The 23,176-nt window shown below is 51.4% G+C and carries 20 protein-coding genes; 13 read left to right on the top strand and 7 right to left on the bottom strand.

The genetic code is table 11. The features are described from left to right. Positions 1 to 5 precede the first annotated feature (5 nt). Together GC101_RS04635 and GC101_RS04640 are read right to left on the bottom strand one after the other, a co-directional pair. Positions 6 to 731 carry a protein-glutamine gamma-glutamyltransferase gene (locus tag GC101_RS04635; RefSeq protein ID WP_171716311.1) on the bottom strand — a complete coding sequence of 242 codons (726 nt, stop codon included), beginning with the start codon at positions 729 to 731 and terminating at the stop codon, positions 6 to 8. A gap of 133 nt (positions 732 to 864) precedes the next feature. After that, positions 865 to 2,586: a DUF4127 family protein gene (locus GC101_RS04640; protein ID WP_171716312.1), complete on the bottom strand. Its 1,722-nt coding sequence runs from the start codon at positions 2,584 to 2,586 to the stop codon at positions 865 to 867. Between the two features lie 303 nt (positions 2,587 to 2,889). Here GC101_RS04640 and GC101_RS04645 point away from each other — a divergent pair, with 303 nt between their 5' ends. Then, complete coding sequence (locus tag GC101_RS04645; RefSeq protein ID WP_171716313.1) at positions 2,890 to 3,234, top strand: sigma-70 family RNA polymerase sigma factor; 345 nt, start codon at positions 2,890 to 2,892, stop codon at positions 3,232 to 3,234. Next, positions 3,180 to 3,407, top strand: a complete 228-nt coding sequence (locus GC101_RS04650) for a helix-turn-helix domain-containing protein (RefSeq protein ID WP_171716314.1) — start codon at positions 3,180 to 3,182, stop codon at positions 3,405 to 3,407. Before GC101_RS04645 ends, GC101_RS04650 begins: the two co-directional genes overlap by 55 nt. Here GC101_RS04650 and GC101_RS04655 read toward each other — a convergent pair. Both GC101_RS04655 and ald read right to left on the bottom strand, forming a co-directional pair. After that, complete coding sequence (locus tag GC101_RS04655) at positions 3,397 to 4,665, bottom strand: PucR family transcriptional regulator (RefSeq protein WP_171716315.1); 1,269 nt, start codon at positions 4,663 to 4,665, stop codon at positions 3,397 to 3,399. The genes GC101_RS04650 and GC101_RS04655 overlap by 11 nt on opposite strands. Before the next feature lie 223 nt (positions 4,666 to 4,888). After that, a complete protein-coding gene (gene ald / locus GC101_RS04660) occupies positions 4,889 to 6,022 on the bottom strand; it encodes an alanine dehydrogenase (protein ID WP_171716316.1) in 1,134 nt (377 codons plus the stop codon). Between the two features lie 289 nt (positions 6,023 to 6,311). On the opposite strand from ald, the gene GC101_RS04665 reads away from it, so the two are divergent. The 5 genes from GC101_RS04665 (at position 6,312) to GC101_RS04685 (ending at position 12,475) form a co-directional block, all read left to right on the top strand. Next, entirely contained in the window at positions 6,312 to 7,643 is a 1,332-nt protein-coding gene (locus GC101_RS04665; RefSeq protein ID WP_246354173.1) for an ABC transporter substrate-binding protein, read from the top strand. A 275-nt stretch (positions 7,644 to 7,918) separates the two neighbouring features. Continuing rightward, entirely contained in the window at positions 7,919 to 9,691 is a 1,773-nt protein-coding gene (locus GC101_RS04670) for a histidine kinase (RefSeq protein WP_171716317.1), read from the top strand. A gap of 27 nt (positions 9,692 to 9,718) precedes the next feature. Then, a complete protein-coding gene (locus GC101_RS04675; RefSeq protein ID WP_171716318.1) occupies positions 9,719 to 10,519 on the top strand; it encodes a response regulator in 801 nt (266 codons plus the stop codon). A gap of 234 nt (positions 10,520 to 10,753) precedes the next feature. Then, the gene (locus GC101_RS04680) at positions 10,754 to 11,635 is read left to right on the top strand and encodes a carbohydrate ABC transporter permease (protein WP_042210084.1); all 882 of its coding nucleotides are present in this window, start codon (positions 10,754 to 10,756) and stop codon (positions 11,633 to 11,635) included. 12 nt (positions 11,636 to 11,647) lie between these two features. Further along, positions 11,648 to 12,475, top strand: a complete 828-nt coding sequence (locus GC101_RS04685; protein ID WP_042132834.1) for a carbohydrate ABC transporter permease — start codon at positions 11,648 to 11,650, stop codon at positions 12,473 to 12,475. A gap of 71 nt (positions 12,476 to 12,546) precedes the next feature. Here GC101_RS04685 and GC101_RS04690 read toward each other — a convergent pair whose 3' ends face one another. Beyond that, positions 12,547 to 13,026, bottom strand: a complete 480-nt coding sequence (locus GC101_RS04690; protein WP_171716319.1) for a carboxymuconolactone decarboxylase family protein — start codon at positions 13,024 to 13,026, stop codon at positions 12,547 to 12,549. Between the two features lie 302 nt (positions 13,027 to 13,328). On the opposite strand from GC101_RS04690, the gene sigJ reads away from it, so the two are divergent. Continuing rightward, the gene (sigJ, locus tag GC101_RS04695; RefSeq protein ID WP_171716320.1) at positions 13,329 to 14,192 is read left to right on the top strand and encodes an RNA polymerase sigma factor SigJ; all 864 of its coding nucleotides are present in this window, start codon (positions 13,329 to 13,331) and stop codon (positions 14,190 to 14,192) included. Positions 14,193 to 14,260: 68 nt separating this feature from the next. On the opposite strand, the gene GC101_RS04700 is transcribed toward sigJ, so the two are convergent. Both GC101_RS04700 and GC101_RS04705 read right to left on the bottom strand, forming a co-directional pair. Further along, positions 14,261 to 15,004, bottom strand: a complete 744-nt coding sequence (locus GC101_RS04700) for a class I SAM-dependent methyltransferase (RefSeq protein WP_171716321.1) — start codon at positions 15,002 to 15,004, stop codon at positions 14,261 to 14,263. A 687-nt stretch (positions 15,005 to 15,691) separates the two neighbouring features. Continuing rightward, entirely contained in the window at positions 15,692 to 16,921 is a 1,230-nt protein-coding gene (locus tag GC101_RS04705) for a Zn-dependent hydrolase (RefSeq protein WP_171716322.1), read from the bottom strand. Between the two features lie 191 nt (positions 16,922 to 17,112). On the opposite strand from GC101_RS04705, the gene GC101_RS04710 reads away from it, so the two are divergent. From GC101_RS04710 to GC101_RS04730, 5 genes are all read left to right on the top strand, one after another. Further along, positions 17,113 to 17,988: an aldose 1-epimerase family protein gene (locus tag GC101_RS04710; protein ID WP_171716323.1), complete on the top strand. Its 876-nt coding sequence runs from the start codon at positions 17,113 to 17,115 to the stop codon at positions 17,986 to 17,988. A gap of 329 nt (positions 17,989 to 18,317) precedes the next feature. After that, positions 18,318 to 19,223: a glycosyltransferase family A protein gene (locus GC101_RS04715; RefSeq protein WP_039296997.1), complete on the top strand. Its 906-nt coding sequence runs from the start codon at positions 18,318 to 18,320 to the stop codon at positions 19,221 to 19,223. A gap of 30 nt (positions 19,224 to 19,253) precedes the next feature. Continuing rightward, the gene (locus tag GC101_RS04720) at positions 19,254 to 20,309 is read left to right on the top strand and encodes a glycosyltransferase family 2 protein (protein WP_171716324.1); all 1,056 of its coding nucleotides are present in this window, start codon (positions 19,254 to 19,256) and stop codon (positions 20,307 to 20,309) included. Then, the gene (locus GC101_RS04725; RefSeq protein WP_171716325.1) at positions 20,306 to 21,439 is read left to right on the top strand and encodes a polysaccharide pyruvyl transferase family protein; all 1,134 of its coding nucleotides are present in this window, start codon (positions 20,306 to 20,308) and stop codon (positions 21,437 to 21,439) included. Before GC101_RS04720 ends, GC101_RS04725 begins: the two co-directional genes overlap by 4 nt. Then, positions 21,429 to 22,967 (top strand): lipopolysaccharide biosynthesis protein, encoded by a 1,539-nt coding sequence (locus GC101_RS04730; RefSeq protein ID WP_171716326.1) that lies wholly within the window; start codon positions 21,429 to 21,431, stop codon positions 22,965 to 22,967. The genes GC101_RS04725 and GC101_RS04730 overlap by 11 nt, the downstream gene beginning before the upstream one ends. Positions 22,968 to 23,176: the final 209 nt, after the last annotated feature.

Here is a 23,176-nt window from a genome sequence, read left to right on the forward strand (position 1 = left end):
GATCTCTATCTGATGATATAGGATCTGACGCCTATTCTGGAGTAGATGGCCGTGCTGGCTCTGCGATTCCCGGATATCGGCAGGTTAGAGCGCGTAGTTAATGTAGCTATATAGGCAAAGTCAGGGTGAAGCCCCTCATCCGCCAGGTAAGCCGAAGTCCGGCTGCCCGGTACTCTTTCCCTGTTGAGTGAAGTGATCATCTCGGAGGCGCTCTTAATACCCAGCCCGTGCCCGTAGAAGCGGTCATTTGACAGCATAATCGCATTCTCCCCCTGCCACTCCGGCTTATCCGGATCATGATCGGGATTCTTGAAGTAGACTACATCCCCCGGCTGTAATTCCGACGGATTGAAGGTGGTGATCATCTTCAGATTGCTGTCATAGTTCCAGTCCCACAGGTACAGATCGGTGAAGTAGCGGTCGAAGGCATTCTCACCGATCATACTGATGGTCGCTCTATATAGAATCATTACCATCGCCATTGCGCATTCGAAGGCATACAGCTGTCCATTTACAAAAATATCATTGATTGCTGCAGAAGGGCTAACCCCTGCCTTCAATTCAAAACCGCCGCCCGCCGTACGATTCCAATATCTTGGATTGCAGCGGGAGTTCTTGAATGTCGAGAAGTCCGTCCCCCCGGCGTTCATCGCTCTGGCTGCAGCGATAATCTCCCCCCGCATTTTAATCTCGAATGCCGGATTCGCAGGAGCCGTGTATCCATACCCCATCCTGCTTCCCCCCTTCATCTTCTTGTCATGAAATATAGGTTATTGTACGTGTCGGGCCTCCTATTGGTGCGTGGGACTTTGCGCCCAGCACAAAATAACCCCACAGAGTGGGGTCTTATCTTCAATGATTATATTAATTCTTGCGCTTCTTGTGTAAGGTTACGCTAGGCTTCAAAGTAATTTCAAAAGCACGACCCCAAATATAACCGGGATCATGGTAATGAAGTGCCGCACTGGAATATTCCGCAAATGACCAGGCAGCTCCGCTAATCTGACGGATACTGCAGGCTGGTTCAGGACTCCCGATAAGGAATGCATTTGTCCCGGCAAGGGTGGCCGTATGTGTCTGCATCCGCTCTCTCAGCAGAGCTTGTAAATGAGAATAGTCTTCCGGACTATTAAACAAAAGCATATTTTGATCTGCAATCGCAGCGACATTCACATATAACGAATGGGCTCTTGAATATTCCCGGATTTCACCAATAGCCAGCCTTTTGTAATAGTAATCTTTCAAGAAGCGTTTGAATAAAAGCGACCCGTGAGCGTTAACAGCAGAGCTGAGCGCCGCCGCATCTGTCTCCGTAACCAACAATGCATACCGGGCCTGGCCCATGCCCAGCGCTATCCCGATTTTGTTACCCGGCGTATTCCAGCCGCTATATCCTAATATACTTCCGGTATGCCGGCTGCCCAGCAGGCTTTCAGTTACCGCAGCATCCGCTGCACCGCTGCCGACAAAATCAATCACTACAGACAGAACACCATTGGCGTGATTAGCCGCAAGGCGGTCAACCGCAGCCGGCGTCTGATCCGCAGCGGTAACCGCGATAATCTCCAAGGCAGCTGAACCGCCCACAGACTCAGACGCTGCACCCACAATGTCCACATGACGCAGAATATTCTGATGTACATCCATATATTCATACGGACTCGTAATGGTAGAGCCATGGGGTCCGAAGTATTGAACAGCACACTCCGTCTTCGCCCCGTTACGATAGAGCTGATTCGCCATACGTGCCAATAACGCCTGTCCCAGTCCGTCTGCATCCGGAAGAATGATTGCACGCTCCGGATTCTGACCATTCATGCCGCCGAGCCAGCCATTAATGCACTCTTCTACAAAGTGAATCTCGTTAATCTGCACTCCCTGAGTATTGGCATCATCCACACCTACCGCAAGAAAATCAATATATCCCTCCTGCGCCAGCTTCTCCAGAATGTAATGATTCGTTTTGAACTTATGCTGTCTCGTATTGTAATACTGCTCCTTATCAAAAGTGGCCGTGCTGCCATAGGCACCCGCTGGAGACAGGTTATATCCGCTGAGAATATCTTCAAACTGCGTAAAGCTTCTTCGCGGCTGAAGCATGAAATTGCGTGATTCTGTATAGGCTGCCAAGTCCAGACCTTCTGCAAAAGACGTTGTAGCCAGCCTCATAATCGTATCCAGCACATACACCGGCTTGTCCGGATAAGACTGCTTCACTAACCGGATTACATCCAGCAGGTTCGTGATCTCAGGATCATAGGCCGGATAAGCTCCCCCCGCGTCCGCCCGGAGACGGCGGCTTCCAATCAGGCCCCCGTAGGCGAGCATATCCGTAGAGATTATAAAGCCGTCTGCAGACGCTGCATGATGAAGAATAAATTTCCGGATGCGGGCGGTGTCTCCATATGCCGGTGAAGATGTCGTTAATAAGGTGGTCCCCGATGATGTCTTGTGTGAATCCAGACGATTTCTAAGATCAGCTACATGCGGGGTGATTACATGGATTCCTGCCGATTTCCCTTGAGTAATAACATCGTCCAGATTGACGGGTCTATCATCCAATGGTACGTATAGCACCTTCTTCATTTGTATCAAGCTCCCTCTGAGTAGCAGATAGGCCCGGGCAGAAGGGGAAGAGAAAAACAAAATGGACCTCTTCCCAAATCCATTTCGTTTTTCTTTGTTTAGTGCCTTCACTTATAAGGTAAATTAGGCAGCTAAAATACAACCTGAAAATAAAAAAATATTAAATTTCCCAATATTGGCATCCATCTATTCAACTATGATACAATAAAATGGAACATATGTTCCTATTTATTCATCGATAACCATCATACACGCCCATATATACATATTATTATTTTTATTTCCAGAAAGGGGTAATCCGCTTTGGATAGAGCACAAACGGTATATGAACGCTACCGGAATGAACTCTGCCGGATAGGTTGGAGAGTACAGTATAGGGCTAAAAAGGCCGGACGGCTGGAATCTCCGCTTTTTGACAATATACAGTCTGGAACGAACTTCACACAGGCTTCCGATAACAAAATAATGATTGAGCAGCTCACGGAAGGCCTGCCTGCTTTTGAAAAATCCATCTTATATAACCTCTATGTGGAAGGGTACAGCGAAGCGGAGGTCGCCAAGCAATTCAATATGAGCCAACAGGCGGTGAGCAAATGGAAAAAGAAGATCATCCACCAGCTATCTCAGACAACGAAATTACAAGACTGATCCAAGCGGCCAAAAATAAAGAAGCCGCAGCGATGCTGCAGCTCCTTGAATTATTCCAGCCTGATATACAGAAGTTGAGTCAGTATGCCCGGTTACCCGATGAAGAGGCCGCCTCAGAAATTATCGTGGAGTTTCTTGAATTTGTATCTGCACATGAAGAGACTACTCCTTGAACCCGGGCGCCTCCTGGAACCAGCCATTCACCTGCGCAGTCTCCTCGGTCAGAATATCGAGATAAATGGATGTACGGTAATCCGTTTCCTTCAGGCTCCTGCCTGTAATCTCGGCGATCCGGTTCAGCCGGTACATTAATGTATTGGTATGGATATGCAGAAAGGCGGCCGATTCCTTCAGATTCCCGTTCATCGTCAGGTAGACGGCTATGGTCTTGAGGAAATCGCTCTTATGCTCGCGGTCATGCTCCTTCAGCGGGTAGAGCAGAGCGCTGCGCCGTGTCCGGCTGCGCTTCTGCTCCAGAATGGCCGGAAGGTAGGCCCAGAAGCCAATCTCTTCATAGAGCAGCAGCTCACGGGCGTGATAAGGCAGCAGCTTCTTGATCTCCAGAATCTGCAGCGCTTCGCGGTAAGCGGCGGCCGCAGAAGTATATTCGCGGTAGCCCGGACTGCAGCCGGCCGTAAGCCTGCAGCCTTCGCTTGTGCCCATATCCCGGATCAGCTTCTGCACGAACGAGGACAGCCGCTCCGTCCCTTCCACAGGGAACACAAACGAGAACAGAATAATCAGCCGGTTCTGCTCGGCAGTCTGGAACAGCAGCCGCTGTCCGGCATAGGCATCCATAATCCGGCGGAAATTCTGCAGGAAATGCTCATCCACCGGCTTGTCGCTCTCCAGTACCCCGATATAATAGCTCTCCGGCAGCAGAATGGACCCGGCCTCCGCCTCCTGGCGGATGCGCAGCTCATTCTCGTAATGCGAGGTCAGCAGCTTCCAGAAGAAATCCTCGAACGTCTTCTCCTGCTTCGTCTTCCAGCCCCGCTGCTTCAGCAGATAACGCCCGGCAATGCCTGCGGCTTTTTCGACAATCCGTTCGGCATGGCCTTCGGCGAGATTCCCCCGGTCCACCACCCAAATGTAGCCGAGAATCTCCTGCTGGTGTTTGATGCACATGGCCAAGCGGGGGCCCAGACCCACCTCCATGACTGCAGGAATGCGGATGGGGTGGCTGGTATTCTCCAGATCATGCATGACCCCTTTTTTGCGGAGGCCTATAATCACCGTATTCGGAACTCTTTTGCCGATAATGGTCGAGATACGCGCCGGATCGCTCTCAAACTGATGGGAGCTGTACCCGATCACATGATGGTTGCTGTCCTCAATCGTCACCTGCGACTGAAGCGATTCGCTGATGGTATCCGCCAGGGATTCCATGCTGTCAAAAAAACGGTCAAATGTTTGCTCTGATTCTGTCAATGTGCCCACCCCAACCTGAAGAATAACAGAAGCTTTAATCAATTTCGCTGTAGAAGTGATTACATTATATTACACCGTTTGGCAGTTGCCTATAGGAACATCCAAGAAATGCGGAGGAAACCTAACATGGATATTCAGTCTGCATAAAAATAGCCCGGCGATTGCCCGCCGGACTGTAAGTTGCTACCCCTCTACTCTTGTGTAAGTCTGTAAGCTCTATATGCTAGATCAGAGTGAACTCTTGTTCTACTGCTTTCTCTACCGTGAAGTACTCTTCCCCAAGAGCTTCTGCCACGGCTTGGCAGGTGATCTTTCCGTTGGCTACGTTAACACCGCTCTTCAGACCGGCATTGTCTTCGATCGCCTGGAACACGCCTTTATTTGCAATTTGCAGCGCATATGGAACCGTAACGTTGGTTAAAGCAATGGTCGAGGTTTTGGCTACAGCACCCGGCATATTCGCTACCGAGTAGTGCAGTACGCCGTGTTTCTCGAATACTGGATTATCATGTGTGGTTACACGGTCAATCGTTTCTACGATACCACCCTGGTCAATAGCCACGTCTACAATGACGGAGCCCGGCTTCATGGCTTTGACCATTTCTTCAGTAACAAGCTTAGGAGCTTTAGCTCCTGGAATCAGCACTGCGCCTACCAGCAGGTCTGCTTCAGCTACGGCTTTGGCAATGTTATATGGATTGGAGATCAGGGTGCTGATCTGTGAACCGAAGATGTCATCCAGCTGGCGGAGTCTGTCCGCGCTTAGGTCAACAATGGTAACCTCTGCGCCAAGGCCAATCGCCATTTTAGCTGCATTAGTACCTACCACACCGCCGCCGATAATGCTAACCTTGCCGCGGCTTACGCCGGGAACACCGGAGAGCAGAATGCCTTGTCCGCCGTAGTTCTTCTGCAGGAACTGTGCGCCGAGCTGCACGGACATGCGTCCGGCTACTTCGCTCATCGGTGTGAGCAGCGGCAGTGTACGTCCATCCACTACGGTTTCGTAGCCGATGGCGAATACGCCCTTGTCTTTCAGGGCAGCTGCAAGGGCAGGCTCTGGAGCAAGGTGCAGGTAAGTGAAGAGAATGAGACCCGGACGGAAGTAACCATATTCGCTTTCGAGCGGCTCTTTCACCTTCATAACCATTTCAGCGGCAGCCCAGACAGCTGATGCTTCTGCAATCAGTTCTGCTCCGGCTGCAGTATATTCTTCATTCAGGAATCCGCTGCCCGCGCCGGCTCCGGCTTCAACCAGTACTTTATGTCCATCGGCTACCAGACTTACCACTCCAGCAGGGGTAATCGCTACACGGTTTTCATTATTCTTAATTTCTTTAGGTACACCAATAATCATTGTTATTCGCTCCCGTCTTATGTGGATCTCTTATGTAAAGAATCATAACATACGATTTCCTGCCGCATTTTGGGTAAAAAGAAAAACTATATCTGCCATGATTGTGTTTTTACACAATGGGATGATATAACCGTGAGATAGAACGTTTCCTTGCACAAGAGCAGAATCCGGCCGGTGAAATGTAAAGTTATGTTCCATATTCTCAGGTTTTTTGTTACTTCTGAGGCTTTTTGCGATCTGCTATTCTTGATTTGCAAGCCTATACAGTTATACAGGGAGGTTGTCGCTTTTGAAAAAAACACGCTGGATCGCCGGAATTACATCACTCGTTCTTATAATGGGCCTGGCTACAGGCTGCGGTAACAGCAGCAATTCATCTGCAGCCAATAATGAGAGCCCTGCCAAAGGCAATGGGGCAACATCTGCAAGCCCGGTAACCCTCAAAATGTGGGGCGGCGTTCCGCCGGAATCGGGACCGCAGGAGGTCATTGATAATTGGAACAAGGAGCATCCCGAAATTCAGGTGGAATATGTACGCTTTGTTAACGACGACGACGGGAATCTCAAGCTGGATACGGCCATGATCACCGGGCAGGATGTAGATTTATTCGTGAATTACACGATCTCCCATGCCTCCAAGCGGGTAGAATCGGGTCTGGCGCTGGATCTCAGTACCTTTACCGATTATAACATCGACGAGAAAATGGGCATTGACGCCGAGAGCTGGAAGATTGACGGCAAGTATTACGGCGTTCCTACTACCAAAAGTCCGTTCTTCATCGCTTTGAACAAAGAGGCCCTGGACGCGGCGAACCTGCCGGTTCCGAAGGAATGGACCTGGAATGAGCTGCGTGAATATGCGAAGAAGCTGAAAACCGGCGACCAGTACGGATTTATTCAAAATATGGAACCGTTCGTTGACCCTATCGACTCTGTGCTCTCCCAGGAGGGCTACGCTAAGGCTGACGGCACCTCCAATCTGGATCATCCGCTCGTCAAGCAATGGCTGGAAACGCTGAACGGAATGATGAAGGACGATAAGACCACACCGCCGCTTGGCGAGCAATTGACATCCAAAATGCCGGTCGAGCAGGTCTTCCTCAGCGGAGAGGTGCCGATGCTCAATATCGGTGCGTGGCTGCTGCGCAGCTCGAATAACTTCACGGATTTCCCGCGTGATTTCACCATTGCCTTCGCGCCGGTACCCCGGCTTGCCGAAGCTGCGGATGATTATGTGTCCCGTGGGGGATTAGGCGATTATATCTCCATTAATGCCAAGTCCAAGAAGCAGGAAGCGGCCTGGGAATTCCTGAAGTGGTATTCCGATGGCGGCATGTCACCGATGGCAGCAGGCGGAAGACTGCCGGCCTCGAAGGATGCCAATCAGGATGATGCGGTGAAAAGTCTCATCGGCGACAAAAGCGATTCCTACGATCTGGATTCCCTGATGTACGTCATGTTCGACAATCAGACGCCGACCTATGTACGCAGCCTGCCTCAGGAAGTGATGGATCTTCGCTCACAGGAATATGAGAAATACTTCCTCGACTCGCAGTCGCTGGATCAGACGGTGCAGGCCATGGTAACCCGGCATAACGAGTATTTGAAGCAGAACAAGTAGAAGTTAGAAAAAGAAATAGAAGTTAAAATTGAGAAAGCACATGTATAACTAGGGAGGATTGCCACAGGAACAATGGCGCCTCCTTTTCTTTTTGTCAAGCACCCACAATAGAACAAAACTACGCATTTTCAGCCTTCAACCAGCGCCCGCTGGAACAAAACCATGCAATTTAAGGTATTGGCTGTGCTGCTTTTTTATTATGCTATAATCTAAACCATAGAGACCCTTATCCTCCCGGACCGGGCAGGTGCAATCGTGTTTGGAGGTGCAGCCGTGTGTCAAAGCTCATGCGAATTCTGATTCCCCAGAAATTGAAATACCGCCTGTTTACCGCCTTTGTATGTCTGATTCTGCTGCCTTTTGGCGCATTGAATATGTATAACTACCAACGCATTGAGACGCTGGTCCAGAAGAAAATCAGCCAGCAAAGCCACTACCAGCTGGAGCAGATGTACCGCACGCTGGAGGATCAGATCAGCATTGCCTTCAAGACGCTGCTGTTCCTGAAGCAGGATGACACCGTCAAGTCTGTGCTGCTCCATCCTGGACAGCGTAATGAGCTGGAGAATAAACGGCTGATGGAGAATATTTTCAAGAACCTGAACAACAGCTTCTTCCTGTACAATCCTTCGGTCTATTTCATGATTCTGGACCTAACTGAAAGCGCATACACCTCTTATCCGCCCAAGGATTCGCTGATCTACTCGGATTTAAAGGCCAATCCCGGGTTCGACCGGGGCCAGATGAATACCAGCTCTTATCACTGGGTGCCCAATGACACCAACTACGTGCTGCGCGATGTCTCCACCAGTGCCTATCTTCTATCCTTGTACGCTTATCTGGAGGATGCCCGGAACAAGCCTTACGGAATGGCCCGGATCAGCATCGATTATACGTACTGGCTGCGTTCCATTCATAAGCAGTCTGATCTGGAGCAGCAGTATTTCCTGATTACCCGCTCGGGGGAGGATATCTCCCAGTCCGTTCCGGGCAGTCTTTTATCGGAGAAGGTGAAGGCAGGGTTCGCCGGGCAGCCCGGACAGCAGTATTTTATCGACAAGGATTCGAATTCGCTGATTAATTACATTTATGTGGAATCGCTGGACTGGTATATCGTCAACCGGATTCCGCTGTCTGTGCTGTTCGTGGAGATCGAAGGGCTGAAGCAGCAGTACTTTATTACGTTCTTTGTCCTGACGAGCATCTTCCTGATGATGACCTTCGTGATTGCTACGACCATCACACGCCCGTTGTCCCATTTGCAGAACAAGATGAAGGCGGCCGTGCAGAAGAGCCTCAAGATCCGCCTGCCGGAGCATAAATTCAGCGGGGAGATCCTGGATCTGACCCGGACCTTCAATACCATGCTTGACGATACTCACCTGCTGATCCAGAAGCTGAAGGCCGAGGAGCGCCAGAAGGAAGCTGTACATTTCCAGATGCTGCTGGCCCAGACGAATCCCCACTTCCTGCTGAACACGCTGAATACGATTAAATGGATTGCCATCCGTGAGCACAATGAGGATATTACGAATATGACCCTGTCGCTCGGCAAGCTGCTGGAGGCCAGTCTGAATACCGATAAGGACCTGATCCATCTGAAGGATGAGATAGAGCTTGTAGAGGCTTATGTCCATATCCAGCAGGTCCGCTACGCCCACAAATTCGAATTAACCTGCCGCTACGATGAGGATGTTCTGTATGCGCTGGTTCCCAAGCTCAGCCTCCAGCCGCTGGTCGAGAACGCCATTATTCACGGGATCAGCAGACTGCCCGGCAACGGCCTGATTGAGCTGATCGTGCACCGCGAAGAGAACCGGCTGATTGTAGAGATCAAGGACAACGGCGTAGGCATGGAGCAGGCAGGTTTGAACAAGGTCCCGCGCAAGCGTCCGGGTATCGGGCTGAGCAATATTCAGGAGCGCCTGCGGCTGCTCTATCGCGAAGAGGGGACTTTGGAGGTTCTCTCCACCGGGGAAGGTGTCACCGTCCGCTTCACTATACCGCTTCTATTGTCTGCACCTTACGGCAATGGACATCCGGCTTAAGCGCATTTATACGGGAGGGAATCACATATGTGGAAAGTACTGCTGGTCGAGGATGAGGTTTTTGTACGGGAGAGCGTCCGCGAGATTATTGCCTGGGAAGAGCTCGGGTTCACTGTTAGCGGAGAAGCGGGCAATGGTGCAGAAGCGCTGGAGATGATCCGGCAGGATGCTCCCGATCTGGTGATTTCGGATATTGTCATGCCGGAGATGGATGGTGTCGAGCTGCTGCGCAGAACCCGTGAAGAGGGCTACGATTCCCGCTTCGTCATGCTTACCTGTATGAGCGATTTCGAGAATGTACGTCAGGCGATGGAATACGGGGCCTCCAATTATATCCTGAAGCTGTCCATGAGTGTGAATTCACTGCGCGATACTCTGCGCAAGATCAATAATGAACTGGTGAAGAGCCAGGAGAACCGCAAGGTAAGCGCGGGCCCGCCCGGTTCTGCTGTTCCCCTGCCGCTGCCTCATGAGGAGATCACCAGCCATCCCGAGATCCAGAAGATCCTCCAGTATCTGCACGCCCATTATGATGAGGATATTACCGTCAAGTCGATGTCCCAGTATGTCATGATGGCCGAGAATTATGTCAGCACCCTGTTCAAAAAGAAAACCGGCCAGACCCTGATCCATTATCTGCATCAGATAAGGGTGGACCAGGCCATCCAGCTCCTGATCCACTCCGATCTGCCGGTATATGAGATTGGCAACCGGGTCGGCTTCGTCAACGATAACTATTTCATCAAAATTTTCAAACGCCTCACTGCACAGACGCCGAGCCAGTACCGGCATACTCAGCGGCATAATACAGAATCCGTAAGCATATAGCTTGACTTCAATAAATGCCTAGCTCTCCTATACAGCGGCCTTCCTTCCGGGAATGCCGCTGTTTGCTGTGGACAGGAATAGAACAAAACTAAGATAGCCCCGCCCGCGGCCGCTCAGCAAATGTATATTTCTGTAGCATGAAGTCGTTGGTTTTGTTCCTTAACCCTTCTTAGGCCGCTTGTTATGCTTGTAGTGTGATCAAAGTAATCAAAAGACCTAAAGGAGTGGGGCTATGTGAAGGCATCCTGGATGAAGCGGCAGCAGTACCTGGGCTATCTGTTTATCGGGCCAAATATGATTGGCGTGATTTTATTTTTCATCATACCTGCCGTCTATTCTTTCTATCTCATGTTTACAGACTATAAGTTTATGAGTCCCCATACCAAATTCATCGGGCTGGACAACATTCAGCGGATGCTGGGGGATGAGGTATTCTATATCGCTATTAAGAACACGCTGCTGTTCCTGGTCTCCGTCCCGGTATCGATCGGGCTGGCGTTCATTGTTGCCGTTGTGTTGAACCGGTCCGTGTATTTGAAAAAGCTGCTCCGCGCCCTGTACTTCATGCCTTATATTACAAGCGGCGTCGCTGTAGCCTTTGTCTGGATGCTGCTGTTTCATCCGAACAACGGGCCGATTAACGGCATTCTCCGCTCGGTCGGCATCGCGAATCCGCCCGGCTGGCTGTCCACGATGGAAACGTCCATGTATGCGATTGACATCATCTGGATCTGGTTCATGCTCGGCTATAACATGATCATCTACCTCGCCGCCCTGCAGGAAGTGTCCGGCGAGCTGCTGGAAGCCGCCAAAATCGACGGTGCCCGCACCTGGCAGACAGTCCGCAGTATCCTGTGGCCGCTGGTCAGCCCGACCACCTTCCTGCTGCTGATTACCGGACTGATCATGTCGATCAAGCAGTTCGGCATCATTCAGGCGATCACGCAGGGCGGACCGGGAAACAGTACCACCGTGTTATCTTTGTTCATCTATCAGAATGCCTTCCGCTATTACGAAATGGGTTATGCTTCAGCGGTCTCCTGGGCCCTGTTCCTGATCATTCTGATTTTCACCGTGATTCAATGGCTGGGCCAGAAACGCTGGGTTCACTACTAAGGAGCTGAGAACATGAATAAAGCCGTAGTTACCAAAAGCATTGCCACACTCATCATGCTGTTCTTCAGCATCGTCATGATTGTACCCTTCATCTGGATGATCAGCACTTCATTCAAGACACCTGCCGAGGTCTTTCAATATCCGGTCCAGTGGATTCCCAGCCATTTCAACTGGAGCCATCATGTTAAGGTCTGGACCGGTCAGGGCAGCTTTGTGCCTTACTATCTGAATTCCCTTAAGGTGGCTATTCTGAGCACTATAGGTGCCGTTTCCTTGTCCGCCTTGGCTGCTTATGGGTTTGCCAGAATTGAGTTCAAAGGGCGGAACACCATGTTCATGGTTTATCTGTCCATGATGATGGTTCCCCCGCAGGTGCTGTTCGTACCCAAATTCATCATGTTCGACTGGGCCGGCATCTACAACACCCATTGGGCGCTGATCCTGCCCGGAATGTTCACCATCTTCGGCGTATTCATGATGCGGCAGTTCTTCCTCTCCGTGCCTCATGAAATTTCGGAGGCCGCCTTCATCGACGGCGCAGGCCACTTCCGTATCTTCTCGCGCATTATCCTGCCGATGGCTAAGCCGTCGCTGGCCACGCTGGCCATCATCGACTTCTCCTGGCACTGGAATGATTATGAGAATGCGCTCGTCTTCCTGATTGACCATGATCTGTTCACCGTCCCGCTCGGGCTGCAGAATTTCATCCTGGAGAACAATGTCGACTACAACGGCATGATGGCCGCTGCAACAGCCGGAATCATTCCTATGATCCTCGTCTTCCTGCTCGGCCAGAAATACATTATTGAAGGTGTGGCCAGCTCAGCGGTCAAGGGCTGACCCCGCTTATAAATAAAGGAGCTATGCCACAGATTGTACGGTGGCATAGCTCCTTTTAAGTTGTTCTTCAGTTATGACAATCCGGCTTTGGTCAAGCCATATGCCGCATCAGATGAACCCGGTACGGTGGTGAAGCCCACGTTCACCCGGTTCCAGGCGTTAATCGCCATAACCGAGAAGGACAGATCGGAGATTTCCTGCTCCGACAGCTGTCCACGGACACGGTTATACAGCTCATCAGGCACGCCATGCTCCGGCAGCTTGGTCAGTACCTCCGTCCAGGCGAGTGCAGCCCGTTCACGCGGAGAGAACAGTGTTGATTCCCGCCAGATAGAGATGTGATAGAGACGCAGTTCACTCTCGCCGTTAATCTTGGCCTGCTTCACATGCATGTCCAGGCAGAAGCCGCAGCCGTTCATCTGTGAAGCCCGGATGGACACCAGATCTTCAATTTTCTCCTCAATAGAGCTGTTCTTCAAGGCCATGCTGAAATCGAGAAACTTCTTGAAAAGCTCCGGGGACTGCTGCATATAATTCACACGTTGTGCCATAACTATACTCCTCCTATTGGGCTGGTTGTTGTAGTTAAGGTCCGGTCCAGACATTGTCTTCCGCCTGGCGTTTTCCGGCCTTGTTCCGCCCTTCGGACATATAACGAGACAGCTATTCGTTCTGTGACAATGCAGCAGCAGATTTTTTGTCCGGCCCAGTTTTCGAACATACCTGCCATGAATATTAGGCACCTTCAAGCATCCCCGCTCTCTCCTGTCACACATCTCCCCTTTATTTTGTCTACATTATAGCGATTATAGCGGAGTTAGAATGACTATATATAAGGATTGGAAGTGGCGTTATGCAGGAGCTGTATGCCCAGTATAAGAACCTATTGTTTAAGCTTGCCTACCAGTTAACCGGATCAGCCGCCGATGCCGAGGATGCGGTTCAGGATGTGTTCCTGAAGGTGTATGATGTACCGCCGGAGCGGCTGGCCGAACCGAAAGCCTATCTGTGTAAAATGGTCACGAACCTCTGCCGGGATCTGCACAAATCTGCGCGCAGACAGCGGGAGGAATATTTCGGCGAATGGCTGCCCGAGCCTCTTGCCGGTACAGACGGGGATTCCATGGACTCCGTAGTTCAGGATGATCTCTTATCCTATGCTATGCTTGTCCTGCTGGAGCGGCTGACCCCTGCCGAGCGGGCCGTGTTTGTGCTGCGTGAGGCGCTGGGCTTTGAATATCAGGAGATTGCCGGACTGGTCGACAAAAGCGAACCGAACTGCCGCAAGCTCTTCAGCCGGGCCAGTGCCAAGATGGGCCTCATCCCCGGGGAGCCTGTCCAGCCGGAGGCGGCTACAGAGGAATGGGTGCACGGGTTCCTGGCCGCCCTGAAGCAGGGCAACATGAACCAGATTCTGACGATGCTTGATCCGGCAGCCGAGTTGATCGCCGACGGAGGGGGCAAAGTACGCGCTGCTGCCGAACCGGTAGTCACCCGTGAGCTTGTAGCCCGCTTCCTGATGGGGCCTTTCCGCGGGGCAGCTATAATTAACGGTGAAGTGGCTATTGAAACCAGCCGGATTAACGGACAGCCCGGCCTGATCCTCCGCTCGGATGAAGGTATTCATACCATAGGACTTCTGCATATCCGGGACAATCTGATCCTTAATTTATACATTGTCCGCAATCCGGATAAGCTGCAGTATGCCGGGAAATAGAGCAGGCATCGGATTTCCGGAAGCCCCCGCCACCTGTAGACTCCAACTAGTAACGAACCCCGTTCAGGTCACGCATTGTCCGGTGCCTTCACGGTCACCCAGCCGTCAATCAGATAGGAACCGAAGAACCGTGATACCCCCGTGAACCCGGCCTCCCGCAGCAGCCGTTCCATCTCTTCGGCCGGAAGCGGATGCGAGGTCACGCCGAACGATTGCTCGAAGGCCTGCCACTGTTCTTGTTCAATGCCGTTACCCAGCATATGCAGCCTCCAGCCTGCCATCTGAATCCGCCATGCGGGGGAAGCCGGCTCCCCGTTGATTGCGGAAAGACACAGCGGCGCTCCCGGCTTAAGCCGCCCGGCAATGGAACGGAGCAGCGCCAGCTTGTTCTCCCGCCCTTTCACAAAATGCAGCACCAGCATGCAGGCCGCAGCATCGTACTGTCTGCTACAATTCCAGGAACCTATCTCCGTATGATACAGTCGCACTCTGTCCATCAGACCCGCTGCGCCAAGCCGCTGTTCAGCGGCCAGAAGCATTCCCTGCGAAGTATCCAGCCCGCTGAAGATCCAATCAGGATGCTTCCAGCCCAAACTCAGAATTTCCTGCCCTCCGCCAGCTCCAACAATCAGCAGCTCGGGATTCTCCCGCTTATCAAGCAAAGCTGTTATCAGCGTATCCATCAGATCATACTGCAGCTGATAGCCGGGGATTTTGCGGCTTATATTCTGAACATATTGATCCGCATCCGCCTGCTCCCAGGGACTGGCTGAGCTGACTGAGCTACCTGTACTGCTTATGCTGTCTTTCATTACATCCCCTCCGGAATCGGCTCTCTGACCGGAACAGGCCGGTCAACCCCGATAATGAATATTGGTTCATTATCAAGGCTGCACCCCGAAACCGCCATCCCACATAGCTGGGATTTGTCAGGTCCGCTCATACCAGTACCCCGGAATACCCGAGTTAGATTGTTAAGTTCAGTCTATGTAACGGGTGAATCAGGCTGGAGCTTTGGAGCTTATGTTACTTTTAAAGCGAACTCGCCTTGCTCCAAGGGCACTAATGCCCCTTGTTTCCTCCTTTGGCCGGCATCCGGTGGAATCACAGGGGTTTTATCCCTTCGGTTTTTGCATACATCGGGCTCGTTTACCCTCTCGTTGGCACATTGTACTCGGTTTTTCGCATACATTCGGCTCGTCTACCCTATCGTTGGCACATTGTACTCGGTTTTTCGCATACATCGGGCCCGTTTACCCTCTCGTCGGCACAATGTGCTCGGTTTTTCGCATACATTCGCTCCGTCTAGCCTATCGTTGGCACATTGTATTCGGTTTTTCGTGTACATTCAGTTCACCCCGTACCGCCCACTTTCAGCGGAATTAGAGGGTTTCAGCGGGTACCATAATTTCCTACATAAAGAAAAAAAAGACACCGGTTAAGTGTCTTAAAGTCTTTGACATCTATCTATGCAATTCGCCCAGCCTGCAAGCCATCTGTCAGGACCCGGCCAACACCGCCAGCACCGTTTCCAGCACCACATTCACGCCCATCTCACATTCTTCATAAGAAGTGAGCTCTTCCTCGCAATGGCTTTTCCCCTTCACACTGGGTACAAAAATCATCGCCGACGGCAGGAATCCGGCCACGAATTGGGCATCATGCCCCGCTCCGCTGGCCATCTTCTTGCTGCTGTAGCCCAGCTTCTGCGCCGATTGCTCCACCAGGGCACAGACCTCCCGATCGAACCATACGGTATCGCGTCCCCACAGCTTCGTCTTCGACACACTACACTCCAGTAGCTCCTCAGGCAGACCGTTAATAATCGCTTCTACTTCACGGACAATATCCATATCCTTATGTCGGGCTTCCACGGTGAAGATCACCTTGTTCGGAATAACAGTATGAATATTAGGCAGCACGTTCATTCTGCCCATGGTATAGACCAGCTCGGAGTCCAGTACAGCCAGCTTCCGCCGCAGCTCCGTAATAATATCTGTAGCGGCAAAAAGCGCATCCCTACGCATATCCATCGGCGTGGTGCCCGCATGGTCCGATTCGCCTGTCACTTCAATTTCATAACAGGCCATCCCGACAACACAGTCGACCAGGCCGATCTTGAGATTCTCTCTCTCCAGCACAGGCCCCTGCTCGATATGCAGCTCCAGATAAGCCGTTGCTTCCCTGATCCGGTTCTCCGCATCGCCCGCATAGCCGCTGGCCTGCAGCGCTTCACCGAAGGTTGTACCCTCCGGGTCCTTCTTCTTCAGCATCTCCGCCTTGTCGAACTTGCCGGCCAAGACACCTGAAGCCATCATCGACGGCTCGAAGCGGGCTCCCTCTTCATTGGTGAAGTTCATCACTGTTATTGGCAAGCGAGGCTTAATGCCGTGGTCGACCAGGGTTCTTACCACTTCCAAACCCGCGATTACACCGAGCACCCCATCGAATCTGCCGCCTTTCTTGACAGTATCCAGATGCGATCCGATCACTACGGGCGGGCCTTCTTCGCTGCCGGCAAGTGTGGCATACATATTTCCCATGTCATCTACCTTCACAGCCATTCCCAACTCAACACAACAGGAAGTGAAATAGCCCCGCACCTGCACATCCTGCTCCGACAGCGATAACCGGGTGACCCCGTTATTGTCCGTCCGCCCGAAATCGGCGAATGACTCGATCGTATTCTTCAATCTCTCACCGTTCACGAATATCTGCTGCAGCTGCATGGCCTTGTTCCTCCGTTTCAAACGATCTTGGAATTATTGCTTTCTATATATGTTATACCATTCTGTATTATTTTCATTTTACAGACTGTAATAATTTTTTTTGGTTTTGTTCACGTTATGTTATAACGCGATTGGGGAAGTCTGATAGAATATGAGCTGGTAGGAAGCATAATTTGAGAGGAGCTAAGCATATGAATACCCTTTTGCGCAGCAGCACAGCCGAAGCTGTGATCAGTTCACTCGGAGCCGAGCTGATCAGCTTCAGAAGAACGGATACGGAGACCGAATATATGTGGAGCGGGGATGCCGCCTATTGGACAGGCCGTTCACCGGTACTGTTCCCTATTATCGGCGCGGCCACTGGGGGCGAGATCAAAGCGGACGGGCAGGCGTACAAAATTGCCAATCACGGCTTCGCCAGACGCAGTGAGTTCACACTGCAGGAGGCGAGCGATACCCAGGCGGTCTTCCGGCTCTCGCATAGTGAGAGCACTTTGGCAGTCTACCCGTACAAATTCAACCTGTTCCTCACCTATATCCTGAGCGGAAGCACCCTCGAGATCAGCTACCGTGTGGAAAATACAGATGAACAGGAAATCTTCTTCCAGCTCGGCACCCATCCTGCATTCAATTGCCCGATTGACGGAGAGGGCAGCTTCGCAGATTATTATCTTGAATTCGGACAGCAGGAGCGTCTGGAACGCTTGTTCTTGAACAAAACAGGCCAGCTGATTAACGGTAAAAGCGACCCTATGCTAGGAGACGGAAACATTCTGCCGCTGAACCATGAGATGTTCGAGCATGACGCACTCGTCTTCAAGAATGTAAGCTCGCAGTCTGTAGCGCTGAAGAGCAAGCTGTCTGCCAAAAGCGTAAGCGTAGCTTACCACAACTTCCCCGATCTCGGGATCTGGCAGCCGAAGAACGCACCGTTCCTGTGCATCGAGCCTTGGCATGGTGTAGCAGACAGTGAAGGCTTCACCGGAGAAATCCGGGACAAAGCGGGAGTCATCTCCCTGCCGCTGGGCGGCCAGTCTACAAGCTCGCTTACGATTACGTTCAATTAACCGATTGTTGCTCCACCGTTCCTTGAAGAATATGAAGGCCGCAGCCGCCCGCCCTAACGGGACTGCGGCTTTTTTGAAATATAAGAATTTATATGTTTCACGCTATAAATTATCCTTCTATTTCTCGCTGAAACGGTACCGTCCTTTAAAAGGACGGCAAAGCCGTTTCCACTTGTGTCAAATTATAATCCATATCCTGTGCTTACGGCGGCAGGCCGTCCAATAAGTAAACTAAAGTAGTATATACAACCTTTTACTGCCAATAGTAAGCTTAAGGTAGTTAATTCACTACACATAGAATGGGAGAAATGGATAAGGGAGTGGAGTATATGCAAGGATTGTCAGTGGCTATCTGCACGAGGAACCGGGTACAGGACCTGACACGGTGCATTCATTCTATAACTAAACAAGACATAGGCAGGACATACCCCATTGAGGTCATACTTATAGATGACGGCGAAATACCAGCCCGTGTACTTACTGAATTTGAAGCTTTACTTACCGGATGCGGTTATCCTTTGACTTATTTCAGCAAGACGGACCGGGGATTATGGCTGTCCCGGATCAAGGCAGTGGAACTGTCCACCATGGACAAAATCCTCTTCCTGGATGATGACGTCGAAATCCCCGCTCACTACCTGTCTACCTTGATTCAAACCTACGATGATTATCCTAACTGCGCAGGAGTCGGCGGTATCGCCATCGGGATGCGGAACAGCTTCCTTGGAACCATCCGCTGCCTGCTGTCCTTCCAGCAATCCCTGTCGAGCGGCAAGCTCTCCTTAAGCGGTCAAGCCGGGTCCATGTACAACTGGCATAAAGCCCGGAAGATTTTCAAGACTGAATTCCAGCACGGCTGCAACATGTCATTCAAAAAAGCGGCAATCCAGGACCTGAAGCCCGTCCCTTGGCTAACCAGCTACAGCGTCGGCGAAGATATTCTCATGTCCCGCATTGCCCGGAGCTCCGGCCCTTTGTATATCAACCCTGAGCTCAAGCTGCTGCATCATGAATCCCCGGCCTCCCGGGACAATCTCGAGGATGTCGCCTATACCCGGGTGCTGAATCATGTGCATCTGCTCAAGGATAAACGATCGGGCCCCATCGGCTATCTCGCCCTGATGTGGACCACGCTCTACCTCATTCTCCGCGAGCAGCCCAAGAAGAATGTCGCCGCTATCAAAGGCTATAAGAAAGGGCTGAAGGAGATCTTCAACAGCCAGACCGCCGGGTAATCCGTCAAAACTCAGGAAGGGAGTGGAGTTATGAGTGTAAGCATTGTAGTTCCCATGTACAATTTAGAGCGTTATGTGGCTCCATTGCTGGATTCACTCCTGGACCAGAGCGAGAAGCGCTTCGAAGTGATTATGGTCGACGACGGTTCTACGGACCGTACGTACGAGGTGGCCGAAGCGATTCTGGCGCGGCATCCCATCCTGAGAGCCAAGCTGATCCGCACGGCCAATGCCGGAGTGAGCGCCGCCAGAAACACCGGGCTTGCAGCAGCGAGCGGCGATTATGTGCTGTTCCTGGACGGGGATGATTATATCGCCAGCGGGCTGGTGCAGAGCATTGAAGCCCATACCTGGAGCGCTGCTCCGGATATTCTCTGCTGGGGTTACAGTCTGGTCCGCGAAGATAAGTCCACCATTGTAAACTTCACTTCAGCGGCAAGCGACACTACGGGGAGCGAAGCGCTGAAGAATATTTTTGTGCATAAAAGCCTCAGAATCTGGACCGGCAGCATCGCCTTCAAACGGACCTTTCTGCTGGAGAACGGCATCCGCTACACCGAGCGCTGCGTGAACGGGGAAGATCAGGAATTCATCTACAAAGCGTTATCGCGGGCCTCGCGGGCCATATCCATTCCGGATGTGCTGTCCTTCTATCTGCAGAGAACCTCCTCCATCTCCAATACGTATAACGTGAACAAATTCGACATGGTCGATGCATTCAAGCGGGTGGCTGATTATTTCAGAGCCCATCCCTTTGACGGGACACCTGAGATATCCGAATTGCTGCTGAACCGGGAGCTGACCGAGAACTACTTTTACAATCTGAAGACCTGTCTGAACGGCACTGCGGGAATGGATGTCAGGCGCCTGCTTCAGGATATGGATGCCCGTTATCCCGGACTTCCCCAGGAGATGCGGCCGATCATACGAGAGTACCAGGGGGACGACCGCCAGCTCGCGCTGCAGATCAGAGCCTTCTTAATCTCCCCGTCCTTGTACGGAGCGCTGATTGTTATCGACAGAAACTGGGTCCAATTCAAACATAAGCTCAAAACCGTGATGGGCAGAAAGGAAATCAAGATATGAAGAAGACGATGATGATCAATGCATATACAGAGTTCAATTTGGGCGATGATCTGTTCATAAAAGTGTTATGTGAGCGATACCCGGATACCCGGTTTATGCTGATTGCCCCGCAGCAATATAAGCTCGTCTTCAAAGATCTCCACAACCTCAAGGTGTATGCCTCGGACTCCGTACTGCTGCGGGGGATCAACTATATTTTCCGCAAACTAAAGCTTCATCCGAACTTCGTGCAGAAGCTGCTGACGGATCAGGGCGACGGAACCGTGCATATCGGCGGGTCTATTTTTATGCAAGGTGAGCAGTGGGAAGAATATGTGGCTGGTGCTGAAGCCCTGCGCAATAAAAGCAAGCCCTACTACCTGATGGGCGCGAACTTCGGTCCGTATAAGGATGAGGCCTATTACCAGCAATATAGGGAAATCTTCCAGAATTATGCCGATGTCTCTTTCCGGGAGCAATATTCCTATGACCTGTTTAAGGATCTGGACAATGTGCGGCTTGCGCCGGATATTATTTTTCAGCTGAAATACAGCGGCGGTAGAGCTCCGGCCGTGGAGGGTAAGACCCTTGCCATTTCCGTGATCAAGCCCTCGTCCAAAGCTTTAGACGGTTTTGACAACCTCTATTATGAAAAAATGAAAGATGTTGCAATCTATTTCATTCAGCAGGGGTATGACGTGCATTTTATGTCCTTCTGCCAGCATGAAGGGGACCAGGAAGCGATCAGTCTGATCCTGAATCTGATTCCTGCGGAGCTTCAGGCCCACACCCACGCCCATCTCTACAAAACAGATATGGATGAGATTCTCGCCGTGCTGTCCGGTGCAAGCTGCATTGTCGCCTCCAGATTCCATGCGATGATCCTCGGCTGGGTGTTCGGCAAACCGGTGTTTCCCGTGGCTTACAGCAACAAAATGATCAACGTCATGCAGGATGCTTATTTCGGGGGAGCGTATACGGACTTCGCCCATTTGGCTGAGCTGACACCTGAGCAGGTCTATGAGAGCATGGCTGCGGGTACGCTCGATGTAACGCTGCAGGCGAACCAGGCGGAGAAGCATTTCGAGCAATTGGATGCTTATCTGGCACCCGAACCGCTGCTGGAAGGGAGAAGAAGCTATGAAAGCTAAACGGAGCATGCTGAACCTGGGCTTCGGGCTTACCAGCCAGGTGATTACCATTATCCTCGGTTTCTTCATCCCCCGCCTGATCATGGTTAACTACGGCTCGGAAGCGAACGGGCTGATTGCCTCGATTGTGCAGATTATCAGTTATTTCGCGCTGCTTGAGGCAGGAGTTGGCGCGGCATCGCTGCAGGCACTCTATAAACCGGTGGCCGGCAACGACAGGGGTCACATCAACTCCATTCTGGCCGCTACCTCCAGCTACTACAAAAAAACCGGGATCTACTATTTCATCTCGGTCGTGCTGCTGGCGGTCATCTATCCGCTGGTTATTCATTCGGAGATCAGCAGTATCAGCATCGTAGCCATTATCCTGTTCTCCGGCCTCGGCGGAGCGATTAATTATTATTTCCAGGGCAAATTCAGGGTCCTCCTGATTGCCGAGGGTAAAAGCTATATTGAGACCTCTATAGTCACGGTAGCGAACATTCTGAACAACGTGGTGCGGATCATCCTGCTGCTGCAGGGCGTGAACATCATCGCCGTCCAGGCCTCGTTCTTCGTGTTGACCCTGCTGCAGATTGTCGCGTTCTACATTTATGCGAAGCGGCATTACAAATGGATGGATCTCAGTATGACGCCGGATTTCGCCGCAATTGGACAAAAGAATTCCGTCATGGTGCATGAGATCTCCTATCTCGTCTTCCGTAACACGGATGTGCTGATCCTGACGATCTTCACCAACCTGAAGATTGTCAGTATCTACGTGATGTACAACATGATCTTCACCATCGTCGACAACATCGTCCAGACCGTCAACGGCAGCGTCAAATCAGCGCTGGGGCAGAGCTATCATGAGGGCAAAGAGGCTTTTGTCAAATTCTATGATGCGTATGAGGTCTATTTCATGGGCCTGATCTTCTCCATTCTGACCGTGGTCTACATTCTGATTCTACCGTTCATGCGGCTGTACACCGCCGGGGTCAACGATGTGAATTATATTAACTTCTGGCTGCCGATTCTGTTCGTGGTGATCAAGCTGCTGACCAATGCCCGCACGTCGTCGAACAACCTGATTACCATTGCCGGACATTTCCGCAACACACAATTCCGTTCGATTCTGGAGTCGGCGATCAACCTCGGAGCTTCAATTGTCTTCGTAATCTTCTTCGGAATCTACGGTGTACTAATGGGAACTATTGTTGCTCTGCTCTACCGTTCGATCGATATCGTGGTCTACGCCAGCCGGGTGCTGCTGGAGCGCAGCCCGTGGATCACCTTCCGCAGATGGCTAACGAACGTTGCCGTCTTCGCGGCAATTGTGTTCATTACGACCAAGCTGAATCTGAGCATCACCTCCTACACCGGCGTAATCCTCTGGGGCGCGCTGCTGGGTGTGATTATTCTGCCGATCTATTTCCTGGTGGGTTCTCTGATGGAACGCGAGGTCTTCCTCTACACCTGGAGCTACGCCAAGAAATTCAGAACGAAGCTCAAGCTTAAACGGAAGGTTGCGGCCGGGCAGACGTTGTAATGCTGGAAATCGGGTAGCACAGATTCCCATTCCAGCCGCACACAACCTGCCGGAACACCTCCACCAGTTTTTTAAGTGGATAAACGTAGCTTAATTTACCGTTTTTCGCACTTTGTACGTGAATAGTTGGAAAAAAGGCATTTACTTGCTGCCCTCCAGCCCGCTTCCCGCGAAATGTGCATTTTTAAGTGGAGTTTTTCCAACTAATT

The sequence above is a fragment of the Paenibacillus phytohabitans genome, from assembly GCF_013141775.1.
GTDB lineage: Bacteria > Bacillota > Bacilli > Paenibacillales > Paenibacillaceae > Paenibacillus_AQ > Paenibacillus_AQ phytohabitans.